Raw genomic sequence first — 21,110 nt, 5'->3', positions numbered from 1 at the left:
AACAGGGCACGGTACTTCGTGTTGCGCCACACGTCTTAAAAGGCGCAACAACTTCTCCCGCCAGCATGGCAATGGAAGTCAGTGATACGTGATTGTTTTAAGGTCTGAAAAAAATGAAAGGTTTTATCGCACTTGCTTTGATGGGTATTGCGACAGTGGCCGCCGCTGACGACGTTCAAGTTGCACAGGCCCAACCGGTGGTTGAACAGTACACTTACGCCACTGACCTGGACGTGGCCCACGTGATCAGCGTGACCCCGACTGCCGATGTATGTGAAGTGGTGCCGGCGCAAATGATCTATGAAGACCACCAGGGTCAGCGTCACATTCTTGAGTACCGGGTCATGGGTAACGGCTGTTCCAACGGCTGAGCTAGTCAACAACGATAATGCTGCACACCAGGCCTGCGTTGAACGCGGGCTTTTTTATGCAGCCGTGGTGACCAAGTGATGCCCGGCCCTGCAATGGCAAGACCGGGCGAAAAGCGCTCGCAAGCGATTCAGGTAGCGAGAATCAGTCTTTCTTCTCGGAAATCACTTTGCCCGTGTGATCAAACGTGGTTTCGACTTCGACTTCCACTCCATCGATTTTCTTCACGCCTTCCGCTTTCCAGATACCGGTAGCCGGATTCTCCAGTTCAATTTTTTTAATGGTGACGTAGCCATTCTTGGTTTTGAGGACTTCAACCGCTTCTTTGGAGAACGCCCAGTTCGCATCGGGTGTAGCAGCCATCGCAGCGCCAGCGCTCAACACAACAGCAGCAGTGATTGCAGCAGCAAAGGTTTTCTTCAACATTGTCTTAACTCCATTAATTGATGTTGCGTCTGTTACGTAGGTTGCCGCAGTAAACGTAGCAGAGAAAAAAACCTCCATGATGGGTAAATGACATGCTTTTGACATACCTCATGTTCTCGTTCGCTCTAGCACAGGGTTAGAATGCACAAAACCAGGAAGAGCCAATGAGCGAAACACGCCTCACCGAAGCCCAATACGATGCCATCACTGAAGCGGCTGCCCAGTGGTGTATGCGTTTGCATGAGCCTGATTGCACTGACCGGGAACGTGAAGCTTTCGCTGTGTGGCTGAACGCTGACCCACTGCATGCGTTTGAATATGAGGCCATGCTCGACATCTGGGATGTCAGCGAGCACCTGCCAAGCCCCGAGCCTATAGGGGCACACGTGGTGCAACTGCCCCACGTGGCGCGGCGCAGCACCTGGCAAAAATACGCCACGGCAGCGGCCATCACCCTGCTCGCGGTGCCTGTGGCAGCGTACAGCGGCTGGGAACTGGGCTGGGTGCCCAATGCCTATGAGCGCCATCAGGCCGATGCCCAATTGCAAACCGTGACCCTGCCAGACGGCAGCCAGGTGGAGCTGAACCTGGGCACACAACTGACGTATGCCAACTACAAAGACCAACGTCGCGTCACCCTGAGCAAAGGCGAAGCCTTTTTCAAGGTGAGTCACGATGTCGCACACCCGTTCATGGTGCAGGCTGCTGAAGGCCGGGTGCGCGTGACCGGCACCCAGTTCAATGTGTGGATGTACGAAGATCAGGTCAAAGTCACGCTGCTGGAAGGCTCAGTGCTGGTCACCAGCAACAAACAACTTAGCGGTGACGGCTTGCGCCTGGAACCGGGCATGCAAGCGCGATACAAGGCTGGCGACTATACCCCGCAAATCAGCCAGACCTATGCCAACGCACCGGATCTGGCGTGGCGCAATGGCAAATTGGTGCTCGATAACCTGACACTGGCTGACGCCTTGCCCATGATCAACCGTTACCTGGGCACGCCATTGGTACTGGCAGACTCTGCCACCCGCCAATTGCGCATCGGTGGCGTATTCAACACCCAAGAAATCAACAACCTCGTGACCTCCCTGCCCAAAGTGTTGCCGGTGTACCTGAGCGTGAATCAGGACGGTAACCCCGTGCTCAACGCCCTGCCGCGGGGCTGATTGAACACCGTTCCCCCGCGCCGTTGACACAGGCTGCGGCAGCCTGCGTCGGGCGTGTGCAGAGTATTTATTGACGAATGTGCGTCAGCTCATAGTTAGGGTCGGCCTTGATCTGCGCCTCAGTGAAAGGCAGCGTTTGCCATTGTTTCTTCGAGAACGCCCGGGTTTGATCCCGTACATGTTTTGACGCCGGGTCGCTGGAAATCGAAAACGCCAGCATCCCTTGCGCCTGTGGCCCCTGCTCGTCAAACGTGACCGTTTGCAGGTAGCTGGTGCCGCTGACGACCTCTTGCTGTCCGCCTTCACCCGGCACGCTTTGCATGGCGTTGTAGACACCCAGTACCGCAGGGCCACCGTGAATCGGCGTACGCTGGCCGCCACTGTTGACGCCCTGAATCTCACCCCACGTCGTGTCGGCACTCAACCCTGCTTGCGCCACCTGCGTCGCCGACGCTTTGAGCGCGTCATGCACCGCCTGACGTACCGCCGGATGATCGATGTTCAAACCTCGCGGTGTATGTTGCGGGTCTGCGGGGTTGAACGACACGCGCCACACGTCAGGCACTTCAAACAACTGCGCCATAAGGTGCTGGAAATGCACCAGCCCCATGCCGCTGTCCAGATTCGCCTGCTGATCCCATGCCTTGAGGCTGGCGCACACCGCTGCCGGCGTGGCCTCACGCTCACCTTCACACACCTCAAGGATGTCCGGCATGACTTGCCCGGCCAGGTACACCCGGTTGTCCATCACCATGCCTTGCAAGTCCGATACACCGAGGGCACCGGGCTGGCTTAACCGCTGAAGAGCAAAGCGTGCTCGCGGCCCCAGTGGCTGGCCCTCTTGACTGATCAGCGGCGAAAAACCGCTCAACGGTGCCAGAGGGTTGGCCATCCAGGCGGAGTCGTTGGAATGCTGCACGTAGTCTTTGCGACGCAGTTGCGGTAACTGGCTCGCCGGATAAATGCCTTGTTGTGCCGCGCTGGCGTCAACCGTCCACGCACAGGCACTGCGACTACCGTCGAGCACGATCATCTCCAGCCCCACCCGTGGGTCGCTGCACGCGGCCAATTTGGCCTGATCGACATACGGCACCACGGACAGGTTCATGTACAGCGCCTGCCCTTTGTCATCCACGGCCAGGGTGTTGACCCACGGGATGCCTTGAATCTTGTTCACCGACGCTTGCAAGGCAGCGACGCTCTCCGCCTGATTCATCGCGTACCACTGCTGCAATACGCGATCGTTGCCGAGGTTCGCATCACGCAGGCTAAAGGCCACATTATCGTCCCAGTCCAGCTTGCCCGGCCATTGCACAATCGGCCCGAACACTGAACTGTAAATAACCCGCGACTGAGGCTTGAGGCTGCCATCGGCCTGTTTGACCTCAACGCTGACGGTGTGCTCTTGCAGCGGGTAAGAATTGCCGTCCAGCAGATAACGGGTCGGGTCATGCGGGTCGAGGGCAAGCCGGTACAGGGTGAAGTGCTTTGAGGTGTCGACCGTGTGGGTCCAAGCCACGTGCTGGTTGAAACCGATGTTGATCAACGGCAGACCGGGCAGCGCGGCGCCCATCACGTCAAGCTTGCCGGGGATGGTCAATTGCATCTCATAAAAGCGCATGCCGCCTACCCACGGAAAATGCGGATTGGCCAGCAACATCGCCCGCCCGGTCTTGGAACGCTCACTGCCGATAGCCACTGCGTTGCTGCCACGCTCCAGCGCAAAACGCTGCATGCGTTGCTCAGCCACTGCAAAGCCCCTGCTGTGCTGAGCCCATTGCGCCGTGGCGCGTGGCGGCGTTGCGCCCACCAGCGCTTGCGCAAACTGACCCACGCCCCCCTCGACCAACAGGCGACGGGTCAACTTGACCAGATCCCGGCTCGTGAGGGGCCGCACCGAGGCATTGTCACATTGCGCTGGCAGACCGTTGCGCTCGCTGAGCTGACGGTTGTAACCGGCCACATACCCCTCAATCAAATCTCGCACCTGCGGCGTTTGCGCCAGCCAAAAGGCATCGACCGCCTGCGGGGTATTGAGCCACTTGAAAAAAATGTCGCTGGACAGGTTGTCGCGCTCCTCCAGGGTCAACGCGTCAGGCCCGTAGTATTTAGAGCGCTCACCGTTCACCGTGACCACCTCATTGGCCAGTAAACACAGGTTGTCCTGGGCATAGGCATAACCAATGCCATATCCCAGGCCACGCTCATCGGCGGCCTGAATATGCGGTACACCAAAGGTGGTGCGGCGAATGTCGGCACTCACGTCTTTGGCCGGGGTCTGAGCCAGAGCAGAAACACTCAGCCCCAGACACAGCCCTGCAACACACGCTTTGCTCAATGACCTGAAAATAATCACGCGCACTCCTGCTCGTTCAATATAAATGCCCGTTGCGCACCATGGGGACGCCGCCACCGGGCATGTGCCTGCACTAAAGACGAAGCACATTAAAAAAAATTAATCACCGTTAAAAACCTGACTACAAAGCGGCTTGGGTCCAATCAAACGTATTTGACGACAAATTTTCTACATCCAAATGTTCATGATTTCGGCGGCTCATTCGTCTAGTACCTTAAGAGCCGTTTTTATTTTCCTGATCAGGCTCTGATAAGGAGTTATTTGCATGCACAACTCGCAAATGCCAGCGGACGGTCATCAACAACGCAAATCAGCTTTTCAGCCCGACAACGGGTTGCTGGAGGCACAGGTGCAGTTACACGGCAATGAACGTATTCGTCATTTACTTAAATGTTTTGGGCTGCGCACCAGCCTGGTGCGGCTCAAGGTCATCGACGCGCTGTTAACCGCCGCCGGCAATGATCGTCGACTCGGGGTGCGCGGCATGCACAGCCATTTACAAGCGCTGGATATCCCGCTGTCTTTTCTCAGTGTGCGCGAAGTGCTCAAGCGCCTGTGCAGCGAGGGGGTGGTGGTGCTCAACAGCGACAAGAGCTACAGCCTGCATCCGCAGGCCGAAGCTGTTTTGACGGGGCAGATCGACGCTTAGATTTTGGTTTTGCGGCGCATGACGCCGTTGATGACTACCACAATCACTGCCACGCCAATGGCGACGTACTGAAACATCTTCTCGGAGATCATGCCGGCGTTCTGCATGTACGAAAGACCAAACATGATCCCCAGTACAACCAGGGAGATCAAAATCGAGTATTTCAAGCGCTGCGAAGGAGTCATTGCCTGTTCCTGAAAAAATGGGACTTGAATCAAAGCCAAAAGGTGCACATGCGTAGGGTCTACGGGTAAGCCCACCCTCAACGGTGGGCCATGTTACAACCGCACATGGGTTTTAGCTCGTCATCTGGCGACAAAATCCGCTACCCGGTCGAGCACACACAGCCACCAACCAGTCAACAAAGACGCGCACCCGTGGGGATAACTGGCGATGTGGCGGGTATAAAGCGGTCAGCGCCAAAGGCGGCGGCAAGCATTCACTGAGCACTTCTTGCAAGCGCCCCTCACGCACCCATTGGGCCACATGATAATGCGGCGCCTGCACCAAACCATAACCGGCCACACACGCTGCCAAATACCCTTCAGCACTGTTAACCGACACCTGTTTGGCCAAGTTGATCAACTGCACGTCTGGCCCTTGCTGAAACTCCAGCCCGTAACGTTTGCCCGACACGCCAGAGAAATACTCCACCATCAGATGCCCACTCAAATCGGCCACCGTGTGCGGTATACCGCGAGCACGCAAATAGTCGGGACTGGCGACAGTCACTTGGTCCATCAGCACCAAGGGCCGGGCCACCAGCGAATCATCCACGGTCAAACCGGCGCGAATCGCGCAGTCCACACCTTCACGAATCAAATCCACCGGGCGGTCGTTAAGCCCGATTTCCAGCGCTATCTGCGGATAACGCCGGGTGAACTCAGGCAGCGCAGGCAGCACCAGACGCCCCACCGCTGCGGGCATCTCGACCCGCAGCGTGCCCTTGGGTTGGCTTGCGCTGAACACCCCTTCGGCCTCTTCAAGGTCTGACAACACGCTGACGCAACGCTGGTAATACGCGGCGCCGTCCAGCGTCGGGCTGACCTGACGCGTGGTGCGATGCAACAGTTGCACGCCCAAGTGCGCTTCCAGTTGTTTGATCAGCACCGTCACTGAAGCACGGGGCATTTGCAGGCTGTCGGCGGCTTTGGCAAAACCGCCCAGCTCGACGATACGGGTAAAGACGCGCATCGCGTTGAATCGGTCCATATCCCCTCGCTTGGCTGGCATGGATGAGTGGGCTCATCCAGACAGTGACGCATCATTCTTGCGGGCTTCACATTCGCGCTGGCTGGGCCAGTTCCTACCAACCTGCAGGAACTGACGCGTCAAGCGAGGCTGTGATCGGCGGCGTCGCTGAGTCTGGCGTTTTAAAAATCGCGTTTATAGAAGATATCCAGCGAGCTGGCAAAGCCGCTGGCCACTTCCACGTACACCCGCTTGCTCAGTTTGTAGCGCAACGCAATGGTGCTCGCTGGTTCAAACACGCCCACGCCATACCGCACACTCAAACGTTCGTTGATCTTGCCGCTTGCAACCACGGCGGTGTTGTCGCCGCTGCCCTCCGTGTCCAGTTCAAAGTCCTTGATACCCAAATGGTTAGCGAGGCCGGAGGTAATGCCTGCACTGCCCATCAACCCCAGCCCCAAGGCTGCCTGGGCCAGCATGTTGTTGTCTTCCCCGGTGCCCGACAACGGACGCCCCAGGATCAAGTAAGACAACGCTTGCTCTTGGCTCATCGCCGGTTCCGAGAAGATTTGCGTGGTCGGCTGTTCAGCGCTACCGCTCAAGCGGATGCCCGCGATCACATCATCTGTCTGGCGAATCGCTTCAATGTCCAGATACGGCTGGGCAATCGGCCCGGCAAACAATAGCCGCGCACGGCGAATGGTCAGGCGCTGGCCATACGCACGGTAACGGCCATTGTTCAGGCGCAGTTCGCCGCGTGTATCGAGGTTATTGCCAATATGCACCTGGCCCGCCAAATCGGCGTTCAGACCAAACCCGGAGAACGTCAGCCGTTCTTGCCCCACCACCACGTTGATGTCCATGTCGACCACCATCGGCACTTCGCCCTCAGCCACCTGCTGACCGACGATCACGGTGTCATCCGAAACCTTGACCGTGGACGGCGGCAGTTCGCGAACGGTGATTTCACCTTTTGGCACGTTGACCGTACCGGCAATCAACAGGGTGTTGTTTGCGTTCAGCGTGATGTTCAGATCGGGCGCCACGTCCAGCTTGGCGTACGGCTCCACCGTCACCGGCAAATGATTGCCCTTGACCAGCACGTTGACGGCCACCGTCTTGCCCCATGCCACGTCACCACTGATGCTGCCCTGCCCTTGCGGGCCGCTGGTCCAGCCGCCGTTGAGTTGCGCGGTTTCGCCGACGATGTTGGCCGTCAGTTGCAGGTTTTCAAAGTTGGTCGGTAACTGCGGGCCGGAGATTTCACCGCCAGTCAGCGACACCTTGCCGTTGATCGAGGGCGCGAGCAAACCGCCCGAAATGCTCCCCGCACCATTCAACTGCCCGGTGAGCTTTTCCACCATCGGCACAAACGGACGGATCACCGACACATCCAGCCCCGAGAGGCGGAACTCGCCGCTCACCGGTTTGCTTTTGGGCAACGGATTGATGCGTGCGTTGAGCATCAATTGCCCGAGCTTGCCGCCATTGAATTCAAACTGTGTGTCGACCCGGCTGGGCGTCAGGTGACTGGTCAACTTGAAGGTCTGGTACGGGAAGGCCAGCCACTGACCTTTGTCTTTGATACGCAAGGTGCCGCCGCTGGCGTCCACCACCACCTGACCTTTAGGACCGCTGGCCGGCACGTCCATCAGCACGTCGGCGTTGAGTTGGCCTTGCCACTGAAAGTCGTTGGGCAACCACTGCGCCAGGCTGTCGAGGGGGAATTGCTTCAGGTGCAAACGCAATTTGGGGTCGGGCATCAAGCGCTGATCTTCCGCGCACAGGCTGGCAGGCCCGGACATCCAGCACTGCGCACCCAAGGTGATACGACCATCGGCCAGCCGCTCCAGACGCGCCGGGTTTTGCAGCACCCAGCTCTGGCCGCCCGCCTTGACGTCCCCGCTGAGCAAACGCCCGCGCCAGTTGTCTTTGTCCAGCCCCCCCTCCAGCGCCAGCCCCAGTTGCAGCATCGGCCCTTGCAACGCCAGTTTCAGTTGTTGGCGCTTGAGGTCACCGCTGCCATTGGCTGTCAGTACGCCCAGTTGTGTGTCGCCGGTCTGAATCCCACTGCCTTTGAGGTCAATTCGCCCGTTTTGATTGCGATCCAGCGAGGCATCTAGCGTCAGGTTTTGCAGGTGATTGTCGGCAAAGGCCAATTGCTGACCTGTAAGTGCCACCTTGCCTTGCGGTGCCTTGAGCGTACCGCCTACATCAACCCGACCTTTGAGCTGACCGCGCAGATCCGGCCACAGCTGACCCAAACGCGGCAAGTTCAGATCCAGTTGCGCCTTGAGTTGCTGCTGCACACTGGCGCTGCCGTTGATGCGGTTATCGCCCAGGCGAATGTCCAGAGCGCTCAGGGTGAAATCTTCGCCAGCGCCTTGAGCCTTGGCTTGCAAGACGGCGGGCAAGCCGCGCAAACGGCCTTTTAAATCAAGGTCGGCATTGAGTTCAAGGCGCTCATTTTTGAACGAACCGGTGCTGCGCAACGGGCCACCCAGGTTACCCGGCAGCTCGGCGACCCAATACGCCGGGTTGATGGCGCTCAAGTCCAGTGCGGTGTCCCACGCCACGCCCTCGGCGAACTGCACGTTGACGTGGCCCTGCGCCTTGCCTTGCCCGGCGACCAGTTGCAGTTGCGGCAAAAATATTTTGCCCAGATCACCACTGAACGGGCTGGCCAGACTGAACGCCCCGGCCGGGCCATCCAGATCGGCTTTGAAATGGCCCAAATAGTTGCCATCGGTGTAAGACACTTCGCCCTTGAAAGTGCGCAGGTCTACATCGGGCTTGGCAATCAGCGGGTACAGGGTGTGCCACGGAAACTTAAGCCAGTCGATAGTGGCGTCGGCCTTCAAGCCTTCTTGCCAATCCACTTGCCCGGACAGTTTCAAACGTTGCTCGGGGCTAACGGTTAAATCCAGCGCCGAGATTTGCGCCCCCTTGGCATCCACCCGGCCTTTGAGCACCAGACTGACCGGGGCTTTTTCAGCAGGCAGGCTGGCGCTGCCGTTCAGCACATAACCGGCCTTGAGATCACCTTTGGCGCTCAATACGAGCTGGTTGACTTGCAGGGTATCGGGCAACTGCGGGCTGGCTTTGAACGCCTCAGACGTGAGGCTGATCTGCGCGGGCAAGTTCTCGGCCAGTGGCTGCAATTGGCCCTTTAACTGTGCGTTGAGATACCCCGTGCTATCGGCGGTCAGGTTCAGTGAAGTACGCACATCACCGTCGACCTTCAGCGCCAGCGCCCAGGGTTTGTCTTTATCGGGAGATGGCAGGTTGATAGCGCCCTGCAAGGTCAAAGGCCAATCGCCATTGGGTTGCAACAGGCCAGACAACTCGACGCTCATATCCTCGCGGTCTACGTGCACCGAGTCGATCTGCAAGCCCTTGGGCGTCCACTGCGCCGCCATCTGCAAGCCCTTGAGCTGCTCGATACCGTTGAACAACACGTTGCCGACCTTGATCACGCCCACCTCGATGGACAGCGGCAGTTTCAGCTCCGGCAGGCTGACCGGCCCGCTGCTGCTGTCTTCGCCGGGCGGAAATTGCAGGCTCACGCGCTCTGCCTGCAATTGATCGACACACAAGGTCAGGCGCGTCAGGCACGCGGGCGACCAGGCAAAAATCGGCCGCTCCACTTCCACACGGCTGCTGCCTTGCTCCCACAACAGATGATCGGCACTCCACTGGCCACCCAAACGACCGGCAAAGTTGTCGATCTGTAAACCCGGCACCTGGCCCAGCACCCAGCGGCTGCCCGCTTGTGTACCCAGCACGAGGCCCAGCGCCAGCAGCACTGTCAGCAACACCAGACCCGCTATTTTCACACCACGAATCACAGTTCTGGCCCCATGGAAAAGTGCAAACGAACGCCGCCATCGTCATCCAGCGCATGAGCCAGATCGAGACGGATCGGGCCAACCGGCGAAATCCAGCGAATACCCATGCCCACCCCGGTTTTTAAACTGGGGAAGTCGAGGCTGTTGAACGCGTTGCCTTTGTCGACAAAGGTCGCCCAGCGCCATTTTTCGGCGAACTGATATTGATACTCGACGCTGCCCGCCACCATGTAGCGGCCACCGATACGGTCGCCATCAGAGTTCTTCGGCGACAGGCTCTGGTAGTCATAGCCGCGCACGCTTTGGTCGCCACCGGCAAAAAAACGCAGGGACGGCGGGATCGACTTGTAACCGTTGGTGGCGCTGCCGCCAAACTGAACCCGACCCAAGAAGCGGTGTTTGTCCCACACCGTGGTCAGCGCTTTAAATTGCGCATTGCCGTGCAACAAGTTGGTGTCCGACATCAGCCCTTCCTTGGCCACTTGCGCATCCAGCGACACGCTGTAGCCGTGGGTAGGATCAATGCGGTTATCGCTGCGCAGTACCGAATAGCTGACACCGGGCATTAATAAGGTGCTCAGGCCCGAGTCATCGCCCAAACGGTATTCTTCGTGCTGCCACTTGAGCGAGACAATGCGCGTCCAGCCGTTGTCCAGTTTGCTGTGCCACTCCGGCCCCACTGTCAGCAACTTGCTCAAGGTGTCGGTATTGGCGATTTCTTCGTACTGATAACCGGCTGCAAAACGCAGTTTGTCGGTGAGCGGCGGATCAAGCGGGATGTCATACCAGGCGCCGACGTTTTGCTTGGGCTGGGAAATTTCCGACTCAAAACCGTAACTGTCGCCACGGGCGTTGTCCCAGTGGCGCATCCAGCTGGCCTTGCCGCGCGGCCCGGTATCGGTCGAGTAACCCAGGCCCAGCGTCATGGTGCGTGGCTTGCGAGTGTGCAACTCAACGTCGACCGGAATCACTTGCCCCACTGCCGTGCTGGGCGCGGCATCAACGCGCACCACTTCAAAATAACCGCTCGATTGCAGGTTTTGATTAAGCTCGTTCACCAGCTGCGAGTCATAGGGCGTATCCGGCTTGAAAGGCACCATGCGTTGCAACAGCACCTCATCAAACGGCGTGTCGCCACCAAAACTGACCTTGCCGAGCAAAAAACGCGGCCCGCTGCGGTAAACCAGATTGATATCGGCGTAGCCGCCCTTGGGGTCGACCAGCAGTTCGTGCTTGATAAATTGGCCATTGAAAAAACCGTAACGTAGCGCCCGGTTCTGGATCATTTGCTTGGCGCTTTCGTAATCGCCCTGATTGAGCACCGCCCCCGGTTTGAGGTCGTCACTGGCGGGGATCTGAAAGGCCTTGAGCGAAGCGGCCTCACCTTCGACGCGCACGTTGACGTTACGCAGATGCACCGGCTCGCCGGGATCAATGCTCAACACCAAACGCGGCGGATCACCGGGTTTAACTTCGCTGTCAATGGTGGGGTTGTAATAACCCAAGGCTTGGGAGGCTTTGAGGGCTTGCTCTTGCGCACCGCGTTTGAAGCGCAACAAGGCCGCCTCGTCACGATCGCCGAGGCTGCCTATATAGCCTTCCACGTTGGCCTTGAGGGCGCTATTGGCGGGTTTGACCTTAACCACCAGCTCGCTTTGCGCAAAGGCTGCAAAGCTGCTGAGCAGCAGGACCACACCACTGGTAAATCTTCCTGGAAACGTCATAGGCGCGGATGCTAACACGGGCAAGGAACGTCATAGAGCCTGCCTAAGGTGAGAAGTTCGCCCTTAAGCCGTTGCTGTATGTAACACCTGCGGGTTGGCGTGGAAAAACACGTGCTCGCGCACCGGCCCGACGGCCACTTCGCCAATCTCGACGTAACCCTGTTTTTTGTAAAACGCCAGGTAACGCGGATTGCCCGTGTCGAGCACCACGCCTTCGGAGTGCTCATCCTCGGCACACCAGTTGTGCACCGCCTCAAGCAACTGCTCGCCATAATGCTGGCCTTGAAACTCCGGGTGAATCCCCAACAACGGCAGCATATGCACCGCATCACCTGGCACGCACGCCAATACCGCCTGATGGTATTCCAGATAACGCCGGGTACAGCGCAGCCCTGTGCTCAGCACCATGCGCAATTGCCAGGCCCAGCTTTCGGTGATGTCCAGACGCCGCAGCGGCGGTGCGATCAGGGCAATGCCGACCAGCCGATCATTGACCAGCAGCCCAAGCCCTGGCCGATCCTGCAAAAAATGCTGCTTGACCAACTCGCGAACGGTTGCCCGCACCCGCTGCTCATAGCCCCTGCGATCAGCATCGAACAGATAGCGAAATGTCGGCTCATGCCGATAAGCCTGATACAGCAACGAACGCGCTTCGCGTGAATAACCCCCATCGAGCAGTTGAATCTGGCCTATGGCATTCGACGTTTGCGTCATGACGTTCAATCTCCCTGGCGGCGCTTGGATGGCGGCGCTTCTAGTGAGTACGAGCCCCCGAGAGCCACAACAGTTCAATCATGGCTACATGCAACCTACGTTAGCAGCGCATTTGCCCTACTGCACGCTGGCCGCTTGCGCGCCAGTCCGCTAGCATCGCAGTTTTGCTCTGGACTGCCCGCCCATGAAAATTGTGTCATTCAACATCAACGGCCTGCGCGCTCGGCCCCATCAGCTGGCAGCGCTGATTGAAAAACACCAGCCCGACGTGATCGGCCTGCAAGAAACCAAAGTCAGCGATGAGCAGTTCCCCTTCGCCGACATTGAAGCCCTGGGTTATCACGTGCATTTCCACGGCCAGAAAGGCCATTACGGCGTTGCCCTGCTGTCGCGTCAGGCGCCCCTGAGCATCCATAAAGGCTTTGCGAGCGATGAAGACGACGCTCAGCGGCGTTTTATCTGGGGCGAATTCGCGGATGAAAATGGCCAGGCAGTGACTGTCATGAATGGTTATTTCCCACAAGGTGAAAGCCGCGATCACCCGACCAAATTCCCTGCCAAGCAGCGGTTCTACCGTGACTTGCAGCAGTTGCTCGAAAGCCAATTCAGCAACGAACAGCCGCTGGTGGTGATGGGCGACATCAACATCTCACCGCAAGATTGCGACATCGGCATCGGCGACGTTAACGCCAAACGCTGGCTGAAAACCGGCAAGTGCAGCTTCTTGCCTGAAGAACGCGAGTGGATGGAACGCCTCAAGGGCTGGGGGCTGGTCGACAGCTTTCGCTACCTCAACCCGGACGTGACAGACCGTTTCAGCTGGTTTGACTACCGCAGCCGCGGCTTTGAAGACGAACCCAAACGCGGTTTGCGCATCGACGTGATTCTGGCCTCTAAGGGCCTGGTGCCACGCATCAAAGACGCGGGCGTCGACTACGAACTGCGCGCCATGGAAAAACCCTCGGACCACGCACCGATCTGGCTGGAACTGAGCTAAACCGCTCGCAGCCTCGTGCCTCGTCAGTGCCTACAAAACGTTGGCGCATAACCCGTAGGAACTGACGAGTAAGGCGAGGCTGTGATCGGCGGCAAAGTCGTCGTAAACCCCTTCAACCCACAGCGTCAGATACGACGCGCCGGGTTCAGGCGGGCTGTCATCGCGCTGCAATCTTTCTGACTTAAATTGCTGGCACGTTTATGGCCCCAGGAAGGTCGCCGCTGATGCTGCGTTTTATGTCATGGATCATGCTGTGCGCCTTGTCGGGGATGGCCCTCGCCGCGCCAGTCGCTGACTTGAGGATTCAAGGCTCCAACACCATGGGTGCCAATCTCGGCCCGGCGCTGGTGGCTGCCATGCTCGCTGCGCACGGCGTGCGCGACATTCATAGCGTGCCAGCCCCCACTCCCAACGAGCACACGCTGATGGGCACTGATGCCCAAGGCCAACCCGTGCGGGTGGACGTTGCCGCCCACGGCTCAGGCACCGGATTTACCGCGTTAAACGACGAGCACGCCGATGTGGTGGCCTCGTCGCGCCCGATCAAGGACCACGAACTGGTGGAACTCGAACGCCTCGGCGACCTGAAAAGCCCAGAGGCTGAACAGGTGATTGCCATCGACGGTTTGGCCATCATCGTGCACCCGCGCAACCCGCTCACGACCTTGAACACCGAACAACTGGCGCAGGTCTTCAGCGGCAACATACAGACGTGGGAAGCGTTAGGCGGCGTCGGCGGGAGCATTCATTTATATGCGCGGGACGATCAGTCCGGCACGTGGGAGACCTTCAAGGAATTGGTGATCAGCCGCGCGGGGCTACGGTTGAGCGCAGCCGCCAAGCGCTTCGAGTCCAGCGAGCAGTTGTCCGATGCTGTCAGCCAGGACCCGCAAGCCATTGGTTTCATCGGTTTGCCCTACATCCGCGAAGCCAGGGCTGTCGCCATTGTCGATGGGGCTTCGCAACCGATGCTGCCGCTTAACAGCCTGATCGCCAGCGAAGATTACCCGCTGTCGCGACGCTTGTACTTTTACCTGCCACCTGCAGCGAATAATCCTTGGGCTAAAGCGCTGATTACCTTCACCCAAAGTGCGCAGGGCCAAGCCATCGTCGCGCAAAACGGTTTTGTGGCGCAAAGCGTGGTGGCCGACAGCGTGCTGCCCGGCCCACACATGCCGCAGGACTATCAGGCGCTGACCCAACAGGCACAGCGTTTGTCAGTCAACTTCCGTTTTGAGGAAGGCAGTGCGTCGCTGGACAACAAGGCGCGTCAAGACTTACTGCGTGTTGTGGACTATCTGCAACGTCACGCAAAACTCACCAAGCAGGTGACGCTGGTAGGCTTTGGCGATGCCAAGGACAACCCCGAGCGTGCGCAATTGCTGTCAAAACTGCGGGCAATGGCGGTGCGCCGTGAGCTGGTGAAAAACGGCGTGATCCTGCGCGAAATACGCGGTTATGGCGCACAAATGCCCGTCGCGACCAACACCGAAGATGAAGGCCGCCTGAAGAATCGTCGCGTTGAGGTGTGGGTGTATTAGCACCAGCCTCCTAGCCGTTACTTCGATAACGGGGCGTACTTGTCCAGCTCACACTTGCCCACGGCCGCGCGGTGTACTTCATCCGGGCCGTCGGCCAAGCGCAGCGTGCGCTGCATGGCATACATATACGCCAGCGGGAAATCCGCACTGACCCCCGCCCCGCCATGCAACTGGATCGCCCGGTCAATCACTTTCAACGCCACGTTCGGTGCCACGACCTTGATTTGCGCAATCTCGCTTTTGGCCACTTTGTTGCCCACGGTGTCCATCATGTACGCCGCTTTCAAGGTCAGCAGGCGCGCCATGTCGATCTCCATGCGCGAATTGGCGATCTTGTCGATATTGCCGCCCAAGCGGGCCAGGGGTTTGCCAAAGGCGCTACGCGCCAGCGAACGCTGGCACATTAACTCGAGCGCTCGCTCGGCCATGCCGATTGAACGCATGCAGTGGTGAATCCGCCCAGGTCCAAGCCGCCCTTGGGCAATTTCAAACCCGCGGCCTTCACCCAGCAGCACGTTTTCGTAAGGCACCCGCACGTTGTCGAACAGCACTTCGCCATGACCGTGAGGCGCATCGTCGTAGCCGAACACTGGCAAGGGACGTACGATTTTTACCCCCGGTGTGTCGACCGGCACCAGGATCATGGAGTGCTGCTGATGGCGCGGGTTGTGCGGGTTACTCAGCCCCATGAAAATCATGATTTTGCAACGCGGGTCGCAGACGCCGGAGGTCCACCACTTGCGCCCGTTAATCACCCACTCGTCGCCCTCACGCACGGCACTCGCCTGCATATTGGTGGCATCCGACGACGCCACCTCCGGCTCGGTCATGGCGAACGCCGAACGAATCTCACCGCGCAGTAAAGGCTCCAGCCACTGTTGTTTCTGTTGCGCATTGGCATAGCGCACCAGCACCTCCATGTTGCCAGTGTCGGGCGCCGAGCAGTTGAACGGCTCGGAGCCGAGCATGGAACGCCCCATGATTTCGGCCAGCGGCGCGTACTCAAGGTTGGTCAACCCCGCGCCCTGTTCTGAATCCGGCAAAAACAGGTTCCACAGCCCCTCGGCTTTGGCTTTGAGCTTCAAGGTTTCCATGATGGCGGTTGGCTGCCAGCGATCACCTTCAGCCACCTGTTGATCGAAAATCGCCTCTGCCGGGTACACATAAGCGTCCATAAACGCCGTAACACGCTCACGAAGAGCCTGAACTTTAGGGGAATAAGCGAAATCCATGACTGGCTGCCTTTACCGGGAATGTGGGAAGTATCACCCGATGCTAATTCAGCGCCCCATCATTTACCCAGCCTATTGACAGCGTGTATTACCATTCATAAGCAATATATGATTCAGTGCTGCCAGCCCCCCTCAATAACAAGAGTTGCCCCGCATGAACTTGAACAAGGTCGATCTCAATCTGTTTGTCGTCTTCGATGCGATCTACACCGAGGCCAACCTGACCCGCGCCGGGCAGATCATCGGCATCACTCAGCCTGCGGTGTCCAATGCATTGGCCCGTCTGCGCGAGAGCTTCAACGACCCGCTGTTTGTGCGCACCGCCCAAGGGATGGTGCCCACGCCCATGGCACAAAACATCATCAGCCCTGTGCGCAGCGCGTTGGCGTTATTGCGCGTATCAGTGCAGGAAAGCCGCACCTTCAACCCCTTACAAGCCAACAAAACCTTTCGCATCAGCATGACCGACCTGACAGAAGCCGTGGTTTTGCCACCGCTGTTCCAGCGCTTGCGCAAGCAGGCTCCGTCGGTGGTCATTGAAAGCTTTTTAGCTCATCGACGTGAGACCACCAGCGACCTGGCGGCAGGACGTCTGGACTTTGCCATCGACGCGCCGCTCAACACTGACCCGCAAGTGCGTCACGTCAAGTTGATGGAGGACCGCTATGTGTGCGCCATGCGCGCCGGGCATCCGTTGGCCAGTCAAGCCAGCCTCAGCCTGGACGCGTATTTGGCGCTGACCCACATTCATATTTCTACGCGCCGTAACGGGCTGGGCCAGGTCGATCTGGCGCTGGGCAAAATGGGCCTGCAACGCAAAATCACCCTGCGCTCGCAGCATTACTTGATGGCCTCCAATGTGTTGCATCACACCGACATGGTCATGACCGTGCCCGAACGGTTCGCACGGCGCAATGCGTTGCATTTTGTGGCGTTGCCACTCAACGAGATGCCCAACGTGGAAACCCATTTGTATTGGCACGAAAGCACCGAGCAAGACCCGGCCAACCGCTGGATGCGCGAATTGTTGATTGAGGTGTGTCAGCAGCAAGTGGCTCAGGAAAAGAAAGTGCTGGCGGCGAGCTTGCTTGACGTATACGTCAACCAACCATTAGCTTAATCACACGATTTCTCCAGAGCGCGCCCATGAGCAGCCAGACATACAGTATTTCCGACCTTGCCCGCGAACTGGACATCACCACCCGTGCCATTCGTTTTTATGAAGAACAAGGGCTGCTCGCGCCTGAGCGCCGGGGCCAGGAGCGGGTGTATTCAGCGCGTGACAAAGTCAGCCTTAAATTGATTCTGCGCGGCAAGCGCATTGGCTTTTCGTTGGCCGAATGCCGCGAGTTGATTGAGCTGTACGACCCGACCAGCGGCAATCAAAAGCAGCTGACCAGCATGCTGGCCAAAATCGCCGAACGCCGTGAACAACTGGAGCAACAGTTGCTGGATATTCAGCAGATGCAGTTGGAGCTGGACACGGCGGAAGAACGTTGCACGCAGGCGCTGGAGCACACCATCAAAAGTCAGACGGCCTGACATCTGCCCTTCGCGAGCACGCTCGCTCCTACACAAACCGGTGACCCCATGACACTTCCTACCCATGTGCGCCTGATAGAAGTCGGTCCGCGTGACGGCCTGCAAAACGAAGCCCAGCCCATCAGCGTGGCCGACAAGGTGCAGTTGGTTGACGCGCTGACTGATGCAGGGCTCGATTACATCGAGGTCGGCAGTTTTGTCTCGCCCAAATGGGTGCCGCAAATGGCGGGTTCGGCCGAGGTCTTTGCCCATATCCAGCGCAAACCCGGCGTGGTGTATGGCGCACTGGCGCCCAACATGCGCGGTTTTGAAGACGCCGTAGCCGCCGGGGTCAAGGAGGTCGCCGTGTTTGCCGCCGCCTCCGAAGCGTTTTCACAACGCAATATCAATTGCTCGATCAGTGACAGCCTGGCGCGTTTTGTCCCGCTGATTGAAGCCGCACACCAGCATGGGATTACCGTGCGCGGCTATGTGTCCTGCGTGCTCGGCTGCCCCTATGAAGGCAACGTGCCGGCGCAGCAAGTCGCCGCCGTGGCTAATGAGTTGTATGCCATGGGCTGTTACGAGGTTTCGCTGGGCGACACCATTGGCACGGGCACGCCCACGGCCACGCGCGCACTGTTTGAAGCTGTGACTGCCTACGTGCCGCGCGAAATGCTCGCCGGGCATTTCCATGACACTTACGGCCAGGCACTGGTGAATATTTACGCCAGCCTGCACGAAGGCATTGCCGTGTTTGACAGCTCGATCGCAGGCCTTGGTGGCTGCCCCTATGCCAAGGGCGCCAGCGGTAACGTCGCCACTGAAGATGTGCTGTACATGCTCAACGGCATGGGCATTGAAACCGGTGTCGACATGGACAGGCTGCTGCTGGCCGGTGAGCACATCTGCCGTGTGTTGGGCCGTGTTACCGGCTCGCGCGTCGCGAAAGCGCGCCAGGGCTGAAAAGTGTGCCGCAGTGTTACCGAGCGGTAACCCACACGAGTAACAAGGAAACAAACCGGCCCCTCAAGGGACCGGTTTTTTTCATCAAAAAAAAATAAACTATTGATTTATAACGCTTTTTAAAAGTTGGCACGGCTTCTGCTATCTCTATGGCATAACAAAAATAAAAAGTGCAGCAACATAATAAAAACAATACGAAACGACTCTGACATAACAAAAACAACACGGCAGAGACGCAGCTAACAGATTTTTTTGGAGAAGATTTACTTTTCCGAGGAGCCATAAGCCACCTCGCAACCGGGCTGAGAATAATAAAACTACCTTCAGGTAGCACCCGTTCAGGTTGGATCACAGGTGTGATAGCCGGTGATAAAAGTGGATCAGCGCTCAAAAAAATACGTTTGCTCTTGATCCCGGATGGGGATCGCAAAAACAGCAACAAAGGGCCACGGTTCCAAAAACAACAACAGACCGCCCCTCAATAATAAAAAAAGAGCACGCAACGACACGTTAAAGGGGAGCTTCGGCTCCCCTTTGTGTTATCTGCAATGACCCTTTACCCCTCCCCAAGCTCTTGAATGCTGATTTCACGCATCTTGAATTTCTGTATTTTGCCTGTCACGGTCATGGGAAATGCTTCTACAAACTTGAAGTGACGCGGCGTTTTGAAGTGTGCGATGCGCGATTTGCACCAGGTTTGCAGCTCCAGTTCGTTAGCCGTATGACCGGGGTGAAATTTGATCCAGGCCACCACTTGCTCACCGTATTTGGCGTCCGGAATGCCCACTATCTGCACATCTGCAACGGCCGGATGGGTGAAGAAAAACTCCTCCAGCTCACGCGGGTAAATGTTTTCTCCGCCGCGAATAATCATGTCTTTGTTACGCCCGACGATGCAGACATAGCCGTTTTCATCCATGTGCGCCAAATCACCTGTGTGCAGCCAGCCCTCGCTATCAATGGCTTGATCCGTCGCCTGCGGGTTGTTCCAGTAACCGAGCATTACGCTGTACCCGCGCGTGCACAACTCGCCAATCTCACCACGGGCAACCACTTCGCCCTGCGCGTCAATCAGCTTGTTTTCCAAGTGTGGCTGGGTGCGGCCCACGGTGGTCACACGCAATTCCAAGCCATCCGCAGGACCGGTCTGTATCGACACCGGGCTGGTTTCAGTCATGCCATAGGCAATTTGTACCTCACCCATGTGCATGTCGCTGATCACCCGGCGCATCACTTCAATCGGGCAGGTGGCCCCAGCCATGATGCCGGTGCGCAAGCTCGACAGGTCAAAATCGGCCCGTTGAGGATGATCGAGCATGGCGATAAACATGGTGGGCACGCCGTATAACGCGGTGGCGCGCTCTTGAGCAACCGCTTGCAGGGTCAGGCCAGAGTCGAAGGCGTCAGAGGGGTAAATCATGGTGGTGCCGTGGGTGACGCAGCCCAGATTGCCCATCACCATGCCAAAACAATGGTAGAGCGGCACCGGAATCACCAGCCGGTCTTGAGCCGTCAATCCAAGGCTTTCACCCACCATGTAGCCGTTATTCAAGATGTTGCGATGACTGAGGGTCGCCCCCTTGGGGAAGCCGGTGGTGCCCGAAGTGTATTGAATATTGACCGGGTGTTGAGGCTGCACAGCGGCCTGGCGGGCATGCAAGTGTGCGGTGCTGACCCCCGCCCCCAGCACGGCCAGCTGTGCCCAGGGGATAAACCCGGCGGGGGGCTGCGCACCCAGACTGATCACCGCGCGCAAGTCACCAAAACGTTCGCTGTTGAGGGGGCGCTGTGCCAGCTCAGGCACCAGCGTCTGCACCATGGCGTGGTAGTCCGAGGTTTTGAACGCCTGCGCGCACACCAACCACTGACACGCCGATTGTTTGAGCACGTACTCCAGTTCAGAGAGCCGGTACGCAGGATTGATATTGACCAGAATCACGCCGATGTGAGCGCTGGCAAACTGGCAAATAAACCATTCCAGGCAGTTAGGTGCCCACACGCCCAGCCGGTCACCCGCTTGCATGCCCAGCGCCATAAAGGCCCTGGCATGCAGATCGACCGCGTGCGCCAATTGCTGCCAGGTCAATCGTTGCTGTTGATGACGCACAATCAGCGCCTCGCCGTCAGGGTAACGCATGCACGTTTGATCGAACGCCTGGCCAAGGGTCAGGCTCAGCAGGGCTTTGTCCTGTGCGCCCTGGCTGTAACTGGGGACAGATGGCAACTTCATGGCAACTCCTCTTGTGATTATTGTCGGGAGCATGAGCACGGTGCGCGCAAGCGCCGTCTCAAGGTGAAGAATAGACAATCACTCTGGCTTAAGTTGACGTTAACGTAAAGGTCATTGACAGCCCCTGACGCCAAGTTTACGTTAACGTAAAGCATACCCATGGCGACGCAGTTACCGCCT

At 58.1% G+C, this 21,110-nt stretch carries 17 protein-coding genes; 8 read left to right on the top strand and 9 right to left on the bottom strand.

Translation table 11 applies throughout. From position 1 onward, the window contains the following. The first annotated feature begins 113 nt into the window (after positions 1-113). On the top strand, positions 114-371 hold the full coding sequence (locus TU86_RS07465; RefSeq protein ID WP_048363644.1) for a DUF2790 domain-containing protein: 258 nt from the start codon (positions 114-116) through the stop codon (positions 369-371). 142 nt (positions 372-513) lie between these two features. On the opposite strand, the gene TU86_RS07460 is transcribed toward TU86_RS07465, so the two are convergent. After that, a complete protein-coding gene (locus tag TU86_RS07460) occupies positions 514-795 on the bottom strand; it encodes a PepSY domain-containing protein (protein ID WP_048363643.1) in 282 nt (93 codons plus the stop codon). A gap of 164 nt (positions 796-959) precedes the next feature. On the opposite strand from TU86_RS07460, the gene TU86_RS07455 reads away from it, so the two are divergent. Then, the gene (locus TU86_RS07455) at positions 960-1,961 is read left to right on the top strand and encodes a FecR family protein (protein ID WP_048363642.1); all 1,002 of its coding nucleotides are present in this window, start codon (positions 960-962) and stop codon (positions 1,959-1,961) included. A 67-nt stretch (positions 1,962-2,028) separates the two neighbouring features. Here TU86_RS07455 and pvdQ read toward each other — a convergent pair whose 3' ends face one another. Continuing rightward, complete coding sequence (gene pvdQ / locus TU86_RS07450; RefSeq protein WP_048363641.1) at positions 2,029-4,317, bottom strand: bifunctional acylase PvdQ; 2,289 nt, start codon at positions 4,315-4,317, stop codon at positions 2,029-2,031. 265 nt (positions 4,318-4,582) lie between these two features. Here pvdQ and TU86_RS07445 point away from each other — a divergent pair, with 265 nt between their 5' ends. Then, on the top strand, positions 4,583-4,966 hold the full coding sequence (locus TU86_RS07445; RefSeq protein WP_048363640.1) for a hypothetical protein: 384 nt from the start codon (positions 4,583-4,585) through the stop codon (positions 4,964-4,966). On the opposite strand, the gene TU86_RS07440 is transcribed toward TU86_RS07445, so the two are convergent. From TU86_RS07440 to TU86_RS07420, 5 genes are all read right to left on the bottom strand, one after another. Continuing rightward, a complete protein-coding gene (locus TU86_RS07440; RefSeq protein ID WP_048363639.1) occupies positions 4,963-5,151 on the bottom strand; it encodes a hypothetical protein in 189 nt (62 codons plus the stop codon). The two genes, TU86_RS07445 and TU86_RS07440, sit on opposite strands and share 4 nt — an antisense overlap. A 112-nt stretch (positions 5,152-5,263) precedes the next feature. Continuing rightward, positions 5,264-6,178: a LysR family transcriptional regulator gene (locus tag TU86_RS07435; RefSeq protein ID WP_048363638.1), complete on the bottom strand. Its 915-nt coding sequence runs from the start codon at positions 6,176-6,178 to the stop codon at positions 5,264-5,266. 161 nt (positions 6,179-6,339) lie between these two features. Next, entirely contained in the window at positions 6,340-10,005 is a 3,666-nt protein-coding gene (locus tag TU86_RS07430) for a translocation/assembly module TamB domain-containing protein (RefSeq protein ID WP_048363637.1), read from the bottom strand. Next, positions 10,002-11,729, bottom strand: coding sequence for an autotransporter assembly complex protein TamA (locus TU86_RS07425; protein ID WP_048363636.1), 1,728 nt, complete (start codon positions 11,727-11,729; stop codon positions 10,002-10,004). The genes TU86_RS07430 and TU86_RS07425 overlap by 4 nt, the downstream gene beginning before the upstream one ends. A gap of 63 nt (positions 11,730-11,792) precedes the next feature. Next, positions 11,793-12,443, bottom strand: a complete 651-nt coding sequence (locus tag TU86_RS07420) for a GNAT family N-acetyltransferase (protein ID WP_048363635.1) — start codon at positions 12,441-12,443, stop codon at positions 11,793-11,795. A 184-nt stretch (positions 12,444-12,627) separates the two neighbouring features. Between TU86_RS07420 and xthA the strand changes: the two genes are divergently transcribed. Together xthA and TU86_RS07410 are read left to right on the top strand one after the other, a co-directional pair. Further along, the gene (xthA, locus tag TU86_RS07415) at positions 12,628-13,440 is read left to right on the top strand and encodes an exodeoxyribonuclease III (protein WP_048363634.1); all 813 of its coding nucleotides are present in this window, start codon (positions 12,628-12,630) and stop codon (positions 13,438-13,440) included. A gap of 224 nt (positions 13,441-13,664) precedes the next feature. Beyond that, on the top strand, positions 13,665-14,981 hold the full coding sequence (locus TU86_RS07410) for a substrate-binding domain-containing protein (RefSeq protein ID WP_048363633.1): 1,317 nt from the start codon (positions 13,665-13,667) through the stop codon (positions 14,979-14,981). Between the two features lie 17 nt (positions 14,982-14,998). On the opposite strand, the gene TU86_RS07405 is transcribed toward TU86_RS07410, so the two are convergent. Continuing rightward, a complete protein-coding gene (locus tag TU86_RS07405) occupies positions 14,999-16,213 on the bottom strand; it encodes an acyl-CoA dehydrogenase (protein WP_048363632.1) in 1,215 nt (404 codons plus the stop codon). 154 nt (positions 16,214-16,367) lie between these two features. Here TU86_RS07405 and TU86_RS07400 point away from each other — a divergent pair, with 154 nt between their 5' ends. From TU86_RS07400 to TU86_RS07390, 3 genes are read left to right on the top strand one after another with little or no spacing between them, the layout of a single operon-like run. Then, a complete protein-coding gene (locus tag TU86_RS07400; protein ID WP_048363631.1) occupies positions 16,368-17,333 on the top strand; it encodes a LysR family transcriptional regulator in 966 nt (321 codons plus the stop codon). 26 nt (positions 17,334-17,359) lie between these two features. Beyond that, positions 17,360-17,755: a MerR family transcriptional regulator gene (locus TU86_RS07395; protein WP_048363630.1), complete on the top strand. Its 396-nt coding sequence runs from the start codon at positions 17,360-17,362 to the stop codon at positions 17,753-17,755. A gap of 48 nt (positions 17,756-17,803) precedes the next feature. Then, the gene (locus TU86_RS07390; RefSeq protein ID WP_048363629.1) at positions 17,804-18,700 is read left to right on the top strand and encodes a hydroxymethylglutaryl-CoA lyase; all 897 of its coding nucleotides are present in this window, start codon (positions 17,804-17,806) and stop codon (positions 18,698-18,700) included. Positions 18,701-19,256: 556 nt separating this feature from the next. Here TU86_RS07390 and TU86_RS07385 read toward each other — a convergent pair. Beyond that, positions 19,257-20,930 carry an AMP-binding protein gene (locus TU86_RS07385; protein WP_048363628.1) on the bottom strand — a complete coding sequence of 558 codons (1,674 nt, stop codon included), beginning with the start codon at positions 20,928-20,930 and terminating at the stop codon, positions 19,257-19,259. Positions 20,931-21,110 lie beyond the last annotated feature (180 nt).

The organism is Pseudomonas weihenstephanensis (genome assembly GCF_001043055.1).
GTDB lineage: Bacteria > Pseudomonadota > Gammaproteobacteria > Pseudomonadales > Pseudomonadaceae > Aquipseudomonas > Aquipseudomonas weihenstephanensis.
Note: the sequence above shows the minus strand (reverse complement) of the source record. Positions and strands in the feature narration are given on the sequence as shown.